This is a genomic window from Pseudomonas sp. SZ57 (genome assembly GCF_009495975.1).
Lineage (GTDB): Bacteria > Pseudomonadota > Gammaproteobacteria > Pseudomonadales > Pseudomonadaceae > Aquipseudomonas > Aquipseudomonas syringae.
This window is the reverse complement of record NZ_WIBD01000008.1, coordinates 43,213-56,360: the sequence shown is the minus strand read 5'-3', so window position 1 is coordinate 56,360 and position 13,148 is coordinate 43,213. Positions and strand designations below refer to the sequence as shown.

The window sequence follows — 13,148 nt, the reverse complement described above, 5'->3', positions numbered from 1 at the left end:
CTGGCTGAATGGAAGACACAAAAAAGCCCGGCATGCCGGGCTTTTTCTTGGGCGCTTTGGACTACCGGGTGTTGGTGTCCAGCGGCTCTTGGGTCGGTACCGGTACGGTCTCGACGCTGTCCACGTCCTTCTGGATTGTATCCAGCAACGAACCTGGCTTGGCCGGTTCTTCAGGCTGCTGCACTGGCTGGTTCTCTGCCGGGACAGTGGTGTCGCTGTCCTTGCCGAGAATGGCTTCATCGCGGCTGACGCCGGGCATGAAGTCGCCAGACAGGCTCACGAGCTGGTCATTGCCGTTGAATATAAGGCTGACACGCTCCTGCTGGCGTTCACCGCCACCTGGCTGCAGGCTGTACAGGTAATCCCACCGATCGGAGTGGAAAGTGTCGGTCAGCAGGGGGTTGCCCATGATAAACCGTACTTGCCGCCGGGTCATTCCGGGGCGTAACTGGTCTATCATGTCCTGCGTGACGACATTACCCTGCTGGATGTCGATTTTGTAAACCCCGGGGAATGAACAACCGGCGAGTGCGAGCAGTCCCACGAAGGTGAAACTGGTTAGCAAGAGCTTGGTGTTTTGCATCGGTGGGCGACTTCCACTATCTTGGCTGGGACAACGTAAACTCCGATCATACCTGCATTAAGAGAAGCTGCGAAGCAGCGTCTGCGAGAAAGCTGACCATGGTTGAAAATAACGAACTACGTAAAGTAGGACTCAAGGTAACCTTACCGCGGGTCAAAATACTGCAAATGCTCGATTCTGCAGAGCAACGCCACATGAGTGCCGAGGATGTTTACAAGGCTCTCATGGAGGCTAGCGAGGACGTCGGTCTGGCCACGGTTTACCGTGTTCTGACTCAGTTCGAGTCCGCTGGACTGGTGGTGCGCCACAATTTCGACGGCGGTCATGCTGTGTTCGAGCTGGCTGATGGCGGCCACCACGACCACATGGTCAACGTGGAATCGGGTGAGGTGATCGAATTCTTCGACGAAGAAATCGAGAAGCTTCAGAAAGCCATCGTCGAGAGACACGGCTTTGACCTGGTGGACCACAATCTGGTGCTCTACGTCCGCAACAAGAAGGCGTAATCAGCAACAGGGGCGACCGCGGTCGCCTTTGTGCTTTCTATCGCTCAGCTTTTAGCCGTAACGACCATCTTTTTGGCGTGCGCCAAAGATTCCTTGGTCAAGTCGATGCCGCCCAGCATGCGGGCGACTTCCTCTATACGTTCAGTCTTGCTGAGCTTGGACACGGCTGTGCGCGTTGCGTCGTTGTCCCGCACCTTGTGCACGAAAAGGTGCTGATGGCCCTGCGCTGCGACCTGCGGCAGGTGAGTGACGGTCATGACCTGGCCGCGCTCGCCCAGGCGACGCAGCAATTGCCCTACGATCTCGGCGGTCGGTCCGCCAATCCCCACATCCACTTCGTCGAATACCAGCGTCGGCACCCGCGAGGTTTGCGCAGTGATGACCTGAATGGCCAGGCTGATGCGCGACAGCTCGCCACCCGACGCGACTTTCGCCAGTGCTTTGAGTGGTTGGCCGGGGTTGGCGCTGACCAGTAGCTCTACCTGTTCCAGGCCGTGAGGCGAGGGTTCTACGCTGGCGTTGGCTTTGAGGTCGATCTGGAAACGGCCGCCGGGCATGCCCAGACGATGAATTTCCTGTTCTACGGCGCTGGCCAGTTTCGTCGCCGAATTGTGACGCAGGTCGCTCAGCTCGCGGGCTTTATCCTGATAGTGCCGCGCGAATGCCTGCACTTCATGCTGCAGCCGTTCGATGGATTCGTCGTTGGCATTCAGCGTTTCTATTTCATCCAGCAGCTTTTGTTGCAGTGTCGCCACTTCGCCTGGCTGGATGCGGTGCTTGCGCGCCAGCGTATAGATAGCATCGAGTCGTTCTTCAAGCTGTTGCAAGCGGGCAGGGTCGGCATCGAAGTGATCCAGAAAGCGATTCAGCTCGCCTACCGCTTCTTCTACCTGTATCTGCGCGCTGGACAGCAGCCCAGTGGCCTCGCTCAGGGCGGACGGGGAATGGTCGACGCTGCCAAGACGATGCAGGCTGGCGGTCAGGGCATTGAGCACATTGCCGGAATCGCTTTCGCTGCACTGCTCGACCACTTGTCGGCAAATGCTCAGCAGGCTTTCGGCGTTGGTCAGATCCTTGTGTTCCTGTTCGAGCTGTTCGAGCTCGTTTTCGCCCAGGCTCAGGCTTTCCAGTTCTTCGAGCTGATAGCTCAGCAACTGATGACGTGCGCGTTGTTCGTCACCCGAGTTGGAGAGGCGCTCGAGCTCCTGCCGCGTCTGCCGCCAGCGCTGTGCGGCGAGATGGACCTGACGGGCCAGATCGGTCGCGCCCGCGTATTCGTCGAGCAGGCGTCGGTGGGTGTCGGTCTTGAGCAGCGACTGGTGCTCATGCTGGCTGTGAATATCGATGAGCAGTTCGCCCAGTGCCTTCAGGTCGCCCTGAGGGCAAGGTGAGCCATTGATATAGGAGCGTGACCGACCTTCGGCCGTGATGACCCGGCGCAGGATGCAGGGGCCGTCGTTGTCCAGGTCGCGCTCTTTGAGCCAGGTCTGTGCCTCGGGAATATCGCCCAGATCGAACGTGGCCAGGATGTCGGCCTTGTCGGCGCCTGGCCGGACCACGCCGCTGTCGGCACGGTCGCCCAGGGTAAGGCCCAGGGCGTCGAGCATGATCGACTTGCCAGCGCCGGTTTCGCCGGTGATGACGCTCATGCCTCGATCCAGTTCAAGGTCAAGGTGTTCGACAATGGCGTAGTTGTGTACGGAAAGGTGCACCAGCATTGAGCGGCTCCCGGGCTGTTTGTCTGGTTATTTATACAGTGTTTTATTTGTGGCTGACAATGCCCTTGCTTAGCTCGATTTGATCGGTCTGAAGTGGTTTTTAGTCCCTATTGTGTCAATGCGCCATTTTTTGTAGGGCCGGAATCCGGATTATTTGTCAGGGAATGCGTATCTCGATCACACGAAACCCTTGAAGCCGGAAAATCCGATCCCATATAGGTGGGCAGAAGCGCGAATCGGGATCGCGGACGTTTTTAGAGGAGAAGATGTATGGCTGACGAACAGAATCTGGATGCGCAGGCTCAGGATCAGGCTGCCGAGGCGGGCACGGGTGATGAACTGACAACCCGCGTGCAGGTGCTCGAAGAGCAGCTGGCTGCTGCGCAGGACCAATCCCTTCGCGTGGCTGCGGATCTGCAGAATGTCCGCCGCCGTGCCGAACAGGATGTTGAAAAGGCGCACAAGTTTGCGCTGGAAAAATTTGCCGGTGATCTGTTGCCGATCATCGACAGTCTGGAGCGGGGCCTTGATCTGTCCAGTCCGGACGATGAAAGCATTCGCCCGATGCGTGAAGGCATCGAGCTGACCTTGAAGATGTTCCAGGACACCCTCAAGCGTTATCAGCTGGAAGCCATCGATCCGCACGGCCAACCGTTCAGTGCCGACCAGCACCAGGCGATGGCCATGCAGGAAAGTGCCGACGTTGAGCCCAACACGGTGCTCAAGGTATTTCAGAAGGGTTATCAGCTCAATGGTCGCCTGTTGCGCCCGGCCATGGTCGTGGTCAGCAAGGCACCATCGCCTGCAACGCCGTCAATCAACGAGCAGGCTTGAAATCAGCTGTAAGGCCCCCATTTAAAGGTCAAGCGTTTAAGAGCTACCGCACGGTGTAAACGCACTGGCGGCAACCAAATCCAAGTTTTGCAAGTTTCGGGAGAGTCAAAGATGGGCAGAATTATCGGTATCGACCTGGGGACTACCAACTCCTGCGTCTCCATTCTGGAAAACGGTAACGTCAAGGTTATCGAGAACGCCGAAGGTACTCGTACTACGCCTTCGATCATCGCTTATGCGAACGATAACGAGATTCTGGTCGGTCAGTCCGCCAAGCGTCAGGCGGTCACCAACCCGCACAACACGCTGTACGCGGTGAAGCGTCTGATCGGTCGCAAGTTCGAAGAAGATGTCGTTCAGAAAGACATCCAGATGGTCCCTTACAAGATCGTCAAGGCTGACAACGGTGACGCCTGGGTTGAAGTGAATGGCCAGAAAATGGCGCCTCCTCAGATTTCCGCTGAAATCCTGAAGAAAATGAAAAAGACTGCCGAAGACTACCTCGGCGAAGCGGTTACCGAGGCGGTCATCACCGTTCCGGCCTACTTCAACGACAGTCAGCGTCAGGCTACCAAAGACGCTGGCCGTATTGCCGGTCTGGACGTCAAGCGCATCATCAACGAACCTACCGCAGCCGCGCTGGCTTACGGTATGGACAAGGCCAAGGGCGACCACACTGTCATCGTTTATGACCTGGGTGGCGGTACCTTTGACGTCTCGGTCATCGAGATCGCTGAAGTCGATGGCGAGCACCAGTTCGAAGTGTTGGCCACCAACGGCGACACGTTCCTGGGTGGTGAAGACTTCGACATTCGTCTGATCGACTACTTCGTCGACGAATTCAAGAAAGAAAGCGGAATGAGCCTCAAGGGTGACCCGCTGGCCATGCAGCGCCTGAAAGAGGCTGCCGAAAAAGCCAAGATCGAGCTGTCTTCCAGCACCCAGACCGAAGTCAACCTGCCGTACATCACTGCAGACGCAACCGGTCCTAAGCACCTGGTAGTCAAGATCTCCCGCTCCAAGCTGGAATCGCTGGTTGAAGACCTGGTTCAGCGCACTATCGAGCCTTGCCGCATGGCGTTGAAAGACGCGGGTATCGATATCAGCAAGATCAACGACGTGATTCTGGTCGGCGGTCAGACGCGTATGCCGCTGGTTCAGAAGCTGGTGACCGAGTTCTTCGGCAAAGAAGCACGTAAAGACGTCAACCCTGACGAAGCCGTTGCCATGGGTGCTGCCATTCAGGGCGCAGTCCTGGCCGGTGATGTCAAAGACGTTCTGCTGCTGGACGTCAGCCCGCTGACTCTGGGTATCGAAACCATGGGCGGCGTGATGACTGCGCTGATCGAGAAAAACACCACGATTCCTACCAAGAAATCCCAGGTGTTCTCGACGGCCGATGACAACCAGAACGCGGTAACCATCCACGTCCTGCAGGGTGAGCGTAAGCAAGCCGGTCAGAACAAGTCGCTGGGCAAGTTCGACCTGGCCGAGATTCCACCTGCTCCACGTGGCGTGCCACAGATCGAAGTGACCTTCGACATCGACGCAAACGGCATCCTGCACGTTGGCGCGAAAGACAAGGCCACCGGCAAGCAGCAGTCCATCGTGATCAAGGCCAACTCCGGTCTGTCCGAGGAAGAAATTCAGCAGATGGTTCGCGATGCTGAAGTCAACTCCGAAGAAGATCGCAAGTTCGAAGAGCTGGCCTCTGCCCGTAACCAGGGTGATGCGCTGGTCCACTCGACTCGCAAGATGATCGCTGACGCAGGCGACAAGGTCACCGCTGAAGAGAAGACTGCGGTAGAAGCTGCACTGGTTGCTCTGGAAGCCGCTATCAAAGGCGACGACAAGGCTGCCATTGAAGCCAAGGTCGAAGAGCTGTCGAAGGTTTCCGCGCCAATCGCTCAGAAGATGTACGCCGAGCAGGCTGAAAACCCGGACGCTGCGGCCAAGCCAGCTGAAGAAACTGCCAAGGCTGACGATGTCGTCGACGCCGAGTTTGAAGAAGTAAAAGACCACAAGTAAGCGCAGGCTCACTTGAAAGCCGGTTGACCTCTTTCGAGCGCTGACTGGTAGGATGTCGCCGCGCGGGAGCTTGCTCCCGCGTTGGCGTGTCTGGAACAAGCAAAAATTTCGGCGTGTGGAGTTGCTCCGCACGCCACGTGGCAAGATCGCGACGCTCCTGCGTGGCGAATCATTCTGCCGCTTTCTCGGCCGGATGCATCTGGCTGCTGAACGAAGACCAGGATCGTTGAATCGACGTGAGTTGGGTCCGGGCCTGTATGGGGCTCAACGAGTTTGGTGCGGCTCAGGAGAGCCTTCGCCGAACGTCCTCAAGAGTGCGGAAGAATTATGGCAAAGCGTGATTATTACGAAGTGTTGGGAGTGGAGCGAGGCTCCAGCGAGGCGGATCTGAAGAAGGCTTATCGCCGTCTGGCGATGAAGCATCACCCTGACCGCAACCCTGATGACAAAGCATCGGAAGAGCTGTTCAAAGAGGCCAACGAAGCCTACGAAGTGCTTTCCGACGCCAGCAAGCGCGCGGCCTACGATCAGTATGGCCATGCCGGTGTCGACCCGAGCATGGGTGGCGGCGGTGGTTTTGGTGGTGGTGCCGGTGGCGCCAACTTCTCCGATATCTTCGGCGATGTGTTCAGCGACTTCTTTGGTGGCGGCCGTGCCGGTGGCGGCGGTGGTCGTGGCGGCGCTCAGCGTGGCAGCGACCTGCGCTATACGCTGGAGCTGAATCTGGAGGAGGCGGTTCGCGGTACTAACGTGAATATCCGCGTTCCGACGCTGGTCAACTGCAAGCCGTGCGACGGCAGCGGTGCCAAGAAAGGTTCTTCGCCGGTCACATGCCCTACGTGCGGTGGCATTGGTCAGGTGCGCATGCAGCAGGGTTTCTTCTCTGTGCAGCAAACCTGTCCGCGCTGCCATGGCCACGGCAAGATCATTTCCGATCCGTGCGATTCCTGCCATGGCGAAGGCCGCGTCGAAGAGTCCAAGACGCTTTCCGTCAAAGTGCCGCCAGGTGTCGATACCGGTGACCGCATTCGCCTGTCTGGCGAAGGCGAGGCAGGTACCCAGGGTGGCCCGACAGGCGACCTGTATGTCGTGATCAATGTGCGCGAACACGCGATCTTCCAGCGTGACGGCAAGCACCTGTTCTGCGAAGTGCCTATCAGCTTTACCGATGCAGCGCTGGGCGGCGAGCTTGAAGTGCCGACACTCGACGGTCGCGTCAAACTGAAAATCCCCGAAGGTACCCAGACCGGCAAGCAGTTCCGCTTGCGTGGCAAGGGCGTCGCTCCAGTGCGTGGCGGTGGTGCCGGTGACTTGATGTGCCGTGTTGCAGTCGAAACCCCGGTCAACCTGAGCAAGCGCCAGCGCGAGCTGCTTGAAGAGTTCCGCACCTCGCTTGAAAACGACGAATCCCACTCTCCGAAAGCCAGTGGCTGGTTTGAGGGTGTGAAGCGTTTCTTCGGCGATCTGTAAGGCTATCAACGGGAGCAGGGCATGCGACGTATTGCTGTAGTAGGCGCCGCCGGGCGTATGGGCAAGACCTTGATCGAGGCGGTTCAGCAGGCGCCGGGCGCCGGTTTGACCGCCGCTATCGATCGTCCTGACAGCACGCTGGTGGGCGCTGATGCGGGCGAACTGGCTGCGCTGGGTCGTATCGGTGTGCCGCTGTCAGGTGATCTGGCAAAGGTGGCGGACGAGTTCGACGTTCTGATCGACTTTACTCATCCTTCGGTGACGCTGAAAAATCTGGCGTTCTGTCGCAAGGCAGGCAAGGCGATGATTATCGGTACGACAGGCTTCAGTGCGGAAGAGAAGCTGCGTCTGGAAGAGGCGGGCAAAGACATTCCGATCGTCTTTGCTGCCAATTTCAGCGTTGGTGTGAATCTGTGTCTGAAGCTGCTCGACACCGCTGCGCGCGTTCTGGGTGATGAGGTCGATATCGAAATCACCGAGGCGCACCATCGGCACAAGGTCGATGCGCCGTCCGGCACCGCCTTGCGTATGGGTGAAGTGGTGGCCAACGCGCTGGGTCGCGATCTGGAAAAAGTCGCGGTCTACGGTCGTGAAGGCCAGACCGGCGCGCGTGATCGTCAGACCATCGGGTTTGCGACCATTCGTGCCGGTGACGTGGTGGGCGACCACACCGTGCTGTTCGCAGCGGACGGTGAGCGGGTCGAGATCACGCACAAGGCGTCCAGTCGCATGACCTTCGCCAAGGGTGCCGTTCGGGCTGCAATGTGGCTCGACGGCAAGGCGCCAGGGCTTTACGACATGCAGGATGTGTTGGGTCTGCATTGATTTCATACAGGGTCATTCGTGGCCCTGTCGCATTTTCCCGCATTTCAGGCTCATTGGTGGTAGACCAAAATGGGCCTTTTCTGTAAGCTACAACTTTAGTGTGTCCACTAAAAGCGCGCAGATGATTCCATAAGAAAGCGGGGTGACGTAAACACGTCATTCCGCTTTTTTGCAGCCTGCGATCGCCCTTTCAGGTTTTATTTACGGGAGGTCTTCTTGACTAAGCCAGCCATACTCGCCCTTGCTGATGGCAGCATTTTTCGCGGCGAAGCCATTGGAGCCGACGGTCAGACCGTTGGTGAGGTGGTGTTCAACACCGCAATGACAGGCTATCAGGAAATTCTTACCGATCCTTCCTACGCCCAGCAGATCGTTACCCTGACTTACCCGCATATCGGCAACACCGGCACCACTCCTGAAGACGCAGAGTCTGATCGCGTCTGGTCCGCCGGCCTGGTCATTCGCGACCTGCCTCTGGTAGCCAGCAACTGGCGTAACAAGCTGTCCCTCGGTGATTACCTGAAAGCCAATAACGTCGTTGCCATCGCTGGCATCGACACGCGCCGCCTGACCCGCATCCTGCGTGAGAAAGGCGCCCAGAACGGCTGCATCCTGGCCGGCGACAACATCACCGAAGAGGCGGCCATCGCCGCTGCCCGCAGCTTCCCGGGCCTCAAGGGCATGGACCTGGCCAAGGAAGTCTGCACCAAGGACACCTACGAGTGGCGTTCCAGCGTCTGGGATCTGAAAACCGACAGCCACCCTGAAATCGCCGCCTCCGAGCTGCCTTATCACGTGGTCGCCTACGATTATGGCGTCAAGGTCAACATCCTGCGCATGCTGGTCGAGCGCGGTTGCCGCGTAACCGTGGTGCCAGCGCAAATGCCTGCCAGTGAAGTGCTCGCCTACAAGCCGGACGGCGTTTTCCTGTCCAACGGCCCTGGTGACCCGGAGCCGTGCGACTACGCCATCAAGGCGATCAGGGAAGTGCTGGAAACCGACATTCCGGTGTTCGGCATCTGCCTCGGCCATCAGCTTCTGGCGCTGGCCGCGGGCGCCAAGACCGTGAAGATGGGCCACGGCCACCACGGTGCCAACCACCCGGTCCAGGATCTGGACACCGGTGTGGTCATGATCACCAGCCAGAACCACGGTTTTGCGGTGGATGAGGCAACCCTGCCGAGCAACGTTCGCGCCATTCACAAGTCGCTGTTCGACGGCACCCTGCAGGGTATCGAACTGACCGACAAGAGCGCATTCAGCTTCCAGGGTCACCCTGAAGCGAGCCCGGGCCCGAACGACGTCGCGCCTTTGTTCGATCGCTTTATCGAAGCCATGGCCAAGCGCCGCTGACCGGTTGCCTTGAGACTGTAATACGCAGGTGCCCAGGGCGGCCCCGGACTCAGTGTCCGGTCGCTGCCGCCCAGGCCACCTCAGACAAATGTTCAAGACGGCTTGCCGACTGACCTGCGGATTTGAGTGACAACCCATGCCAAAACGTACAGATATAAAAAGCATCCTGATTCTCGGCGCCGGCCCCATCGTGATCGGCCAGGCCTGTGAATTCGACTACTCCGGCGCCCAGGCCTGCAAGGCTCTGCGTGAGGAGGGTTACCGCGTCATCCTGGTGAACTCCAACCCGGCCACCATCATGACCGACCCGGCCATGGCCGACGCCACCTACATCGAGCCGATCAAGTGGCAGACCGTTGCCAAGATCATCGAAAAAGAACGTCCGGATGCACTGCTGCCAACCATGGGCGGCCAGACCGCTCTGAACTGCGCACTGGATCTGGAGCGCGAAGGCGTTCTGGAGAAGTTCGGTGTCGAAATGATCGGCGCCAACGCCGACACCATCGACAAGGCTGAAGACCGTTCGCGCTTCGACAAGGCGATGAAGTCCATCGGCCTGGCGTGCCCGCGCTCCGGCATCGCGCACAGCATGGAAGAAGCCAACGCGGTGCTTGAAAAGCTCGGCTTCCCTTGCATCATCCGTCCGTCGTTCACCATGGGTGGCACCGGCGGCGGTATCGCTTACAACCGTGAAGAGTTCGAAGAAATCTGCGCCCGTGGTCTGGACCTGTCGCCAACCAAGGAACTGCTGATCGACGAATCGCTGATCGGCTGGAAAGAGTACGAAATGGAAGTTGTCCGCGACAAAAAGGACAACTGCATCATCGTCTGCTCGATCGAAAACTTCGACCCGATGGGTGTGCACACCGGTGACTCGATCACCGTGGCGCCGGCACAGACCCTGACCGACAAGGAATACCAGATCCTGCGTAATGCCTCGCTGGCAGTGCTGCGCGAGATCGGCGTTGAAACCGGTGGTTCCAACGTTCAGTTCGGCATCTGCCCGAACACCGGCCGCATGGTCGTCATCGAGATGAACCCGCGTGTATCGCGTTCCTCTGCACTGGCTTCCAAGGCGACCGGCTTCCCGATCGCTCGCGTTGCCGCCAAGCTGGCCGTGGGCTACACCCTTGACGAGCTGTCGAACGAAATCACTGGCGGCAAGACCCCGGCATCGTTCGAACCGTCGATCGACTACGTCGTCACCAAGCTGCCGCGCTTTGCCTTCGAGAAATTCGCCAAGGCCGATGCGCGTCTGACCACTCAGATGAAGTCGGTCGGTGAAGTCATGGCCATCGGCCGTACCTTCCAGGAATCCCTGCAGAAAGCCCTGCGCGGCCTGGAAGTCGGCGTGTGCGGTCTTGATCCGAAGCTGGACCTGAGCCATCCGGAAAGCATGAGCACGCTCAAGCGCGAGCTGACCGTGCCGGGCGCCGAGCGTATCTGGTACGTCGCCGACGCCTTCCGCGCCGGCATGACGGTCGAAGAAATCTTCGCCATGAACATGATCGACCCTTGGTTCCTGGTGCAGATCGAAGACCTGATCAAGGACGAAGAGAAGATCAAGACCTTGGGTCTGTCGGCAATCGACCGTGACGTGATGTTCCGTCTCAAGCGCAAAGGCTTCTCCGACGCGCGTCTGGCCAAGCTGCTGGGCGTTACCGAGAAGAACCTGCGGACGCATCGTCACAAGTTGGAAGTGTTCCCGGTCTACAAGCGCGTCGACACCTGCGCAGCCGAGTTCGCAACCGACACCGCGTACCTGTACTCGACCTACGAGGAAGAGTGCGAAGCCAACCCGTCGACGCGTGACAAGATCATGATCCTGGGTGGCGGCCCGAACCGCATCGGCCAGGGTATCGAGTTCGATTACTGCTGCGTGCACGCCGCGCTGGCACTGCGTGAAGACGGTTACGAGACCATCATGGTCAACTGCAACCCGGAAACCGTCTCCACCGACTACGACACCTCGGACCGTCTGTACTTCGAGCCTGTCACCCTGGAAGACGTGCTGGAAATCGTCCGTGTCGAGAAGCCGAAAGGTGTGATCGTCCAGTACGGTGGCCAGACGCCTCTGAAACTGGCCCGTGCTCTTGAAGCCGCCGGCGTGCCGATCATCGGCACCAGCCCTGATGCCATCGACCGTGCCGAAGACCGCGAGCGCTTCCAGCACATGGTCGAGCGTCTGAACCTGCGTCAGCCGCCAAACGCCACTGTGCGCAGCGAAGACGAAGCGATTCGTGCCGCAGCGAAGATCGGTTATCCACTGGTGGTGCGTCCGTCCTATGTACTGGGTGGCCGTGCGATGGAAATCGTTTACCAGGAAGACGAACTCAAGCGTTACCTGCGCGAAGCCGTTCAGGTGTCCAACGACAGCCCGGTGCTGCTGGACCACTTCCTGAACTGCGCAATCGAGATGGACGTCGATGCGGTCTGCGACGGTACTGACGTGGTGATCGGCGCGATCATGCAGCACATCGAGCAGGCCGGCGTTCACTCTGGTGACTCCGCGTGCTCGCTGCCGCCTTACTCGCTGCCGGCTCACATCCAGGACGAGATGCGCGAGCAGGTCAAGAAGATGGCGCTGGAACTGGGCGTTGTCGGCCTGATGAACGTGCAGCTGGCGCTTCAGGGCGAAGACATCTACGTCATTGAAGTCAACCCGCGCGCATCGCGTACCGTGCCGTTCGTTTCCAAGTGCATCGGTGTTTCCCTGGCGATGATCGCTGCCCGCGTGATGGCAGGCAAAACCCTGAAAGAGCTGAACTTCACCAAGGAAATCATCCCGAACTTCTACAGCGTGAAAGAGGCAGTGTTCCCGTTTGCCAAGTTCCCTGGCGTTGACCCGATCCTCGGCCCGGAAATGAAATCGACCGGTGAAGTGATGGGTGTGGGTGATACCTTTGGCGAAGCGTTTGCCAAGGCCCAGATGGGCGCGAGCGAAGTGCTGCCGACTGGCGGTACCGCGTTCATCAGCGTACGTGACGATGACAAGCCTCTGGTTGAAGCGGTCGCTCGTGACCTTATCAATCTTGGTTTCGAGATCGTTGCCACCGCAGGCACCGCCAAGCTGATCGAAGCGGCAGGCCTGAAAGTGCGTCGCGTCAACAAGGTGACCGAAGGCCGTCCGCATGTGGTCGACATGATCAAGAACGACGAAGTCACTCTGATCATCAACACCACCGAAGGTCGCCAGTCGATCGCGGATTCCTACTCCATCCGTCGCAACGCCCTGCAGCACAAGATTTACTGCACCACTACCATTGCAGCAGGCGAAGCGATCTGTGAAGCGCTCAAGTTCGGTCCGGAGAAGACCGTACGTCGCTTGCAGGATCTCCATGCAGGATTGAAGGCATGATCAAATACCCAATGACCGTCCAGGGCGCTCGCGCCCTGGAAGAAGAGCTGACCCACCTGACCAAGGTGATTCGTCCCAAGTTGAGCCAGGACATCGGTACTGCGCGCGAGCTGGGCGACCTCAAGGAAAACGCCGAATACCATGCTGCCCGCGAGCAGCAGGGGATGGTCGAGGCGCGTATTCGTGACATCGAAGGCCGCATGCAGAACGCTGTGATCATCGACGTCACGACTATTCCGCACACCGGCAAGGTGATCTTCGGCACGACAGTTGAAATCGCCAACGTCGAGACTGACGAAAGCGTGGTGTATCAGATCGTGGGTGAGGACGAAGCGGATATCAAGAAAGGCAAGATTTCAGTGGGCTCGCCCATTGCCCGTGCCTTGATTGCCAAGGAAGAGGGTGATGTCGTTGTCGTGAAAACGCCGAGTGGCGTGATCGAGTACGAAATCATCGAAGTGCGTCATATCTGA

Annotated in this window: 10 protein-coding genes; 8 read left to right on the top strand and 2 right to left on the bottom strand. The window is 58.7% G+C overall.

What is annotated here, in order from left to right; genetic code table 11:
* Positions 1-61: 61 nt before the first annotated feature.
* Positions 62-583, bottom strand: a complete 522-nt coding sequence (locus GE543_RS11355; RefSeq protein ID WP_003418851.1) for an outer membrane protein assembly factor BamE — start codon at positions 581-583, stop codon at positions 62-64.
* 98 nt (positions 584-681) lie between these two features.
* Between GE543_RS11355 and fur the strand changes: the two genes are divergently transcribed.
* Positions 682-1,089, top strand: a complete 408-nt coding sequence (gene fur / locus GE543_RS11350) for a ferric iron uptake transcriptional regulator (RefSeq protein ID WP_003313643.1) — start codon at positions 682-684, stop codon at positions 1,087-1,089.
* Between the two features lie 44 nt (positions 1,090-1,133).
* On the opposite strand, the gene recN is transcribed toward fur, so the two are convergent.
* Complete coding sequence (recN, locus tag GE543_RS11345; RefSeq protein ID WP_046269278.1) at positions 1,134-2,807, bottom strand: DNA repair protein RecN; 1,674 nt, start codon at positions 2,805-2,807, stop codon at positions 1,134-1,136.
* 270 nt (positions 2,808-3,077) lie between these two features.
* Here recN and grpE point away from each other — a divergent pair, with 270 nt between their 5' ends.
* The 7 genes from grpE to greA all read left to right on the top strand — a co-directional run bounded on the left by grpE (position 3,078) and on the right by greA (position 13,148).
* Positions 3,078-3,641 carry a nucleotide exchange factor GrpE gene (gene grpE / locus GE543_RS11340; RefSeq protein WP_003418846.1) on the top strand — a complete coding sequence of 188 codons (564 nt, stop codon included), beginning with the start codon at positions 3,078-3,080 and terminating at the stop codon, positions 3,639-3,641.
* A gap of 111 nt (positions 3,642-3,752) precedes the next feature.
* Positions 3,753-5,669 carry a molecular chaperone DnaK gene (gene dnaK / locus GE543_RS11335; protein ID WP_003418845.1) on the top strand — a complete coding sequence of 639 codons (1,917 nt, stop codon included), beginning with the start codon at positions 3,753-3,755 and terminating at the stop codon, positions 5,667-5,669.
* A 327-nt stretch (positions 5,670-5,996) separates the two neighbouring features.
* Complete coding sequence (gene dnaJ / locus GE543_RS11330) at positions 5,997-7,139, top strand: molecular chaperone DnaJ (RefSeq protein ID WP_003395180.1); 1,143 nt, start codon at positions 5,997-5,999, stop codon at positions 7,137-7,139.
* Positions 7,140-7,160: 21 nt separating this feature from the next.
* Positions 7,161-7,964 carry a 4-hydroxy-tetrahydrodipicolinate reductase gene (dapB, locus tag GE543_RS11325; protein WP_003431540.1) on the top strand — a complete coding sequence of 268 codons (804 nt, stop codon included), beginning with the start codon at positions 7,161-7,163 and terminating at the stop codon, positions 7,962-7,964.
* Positions 7,965-8,180: 216 nt separating this feature from the next.
* On the top strand, positions 8,181-9,317 hold the full coding sequence (carA, locus tag GE543_RS11320; protein WP_003418841.1) for a glutamine-hydrolyzing carbamoyl-phosphate synthase small subunit: 1,137 nt from the start codon (positions 8,181-8,183) through the stop codon (positions 9,315-9,317).
* Positions 9,318-9,453: 136 nt separating this feature from the next.
* The gene (carB, locus tag GE543_RS11315) at positions 9,454-12,675 is read left to right on the top strand and encodes a carbamoyl-phosphate synthase large subunit (RefSeq protein WP_003340565.1); all 3,222 of its coding nucleotides are present in this window, start codon (positions 9,454-9,456) and stop codon (positions 12,673-12,675) included.
* Complete coding sequence (gene greA, locus GE543_RS11310; protein WP_003418840.1) at positions 12,672-13,148, top strand: transcription elongation factor GreA; 477 nt, start codon at positions 12,672-12,674, stop codon at positions 13,146-13,148. The genes carB and greA overlap by 4 nt, the downstream gene beginning before the upstream one ends.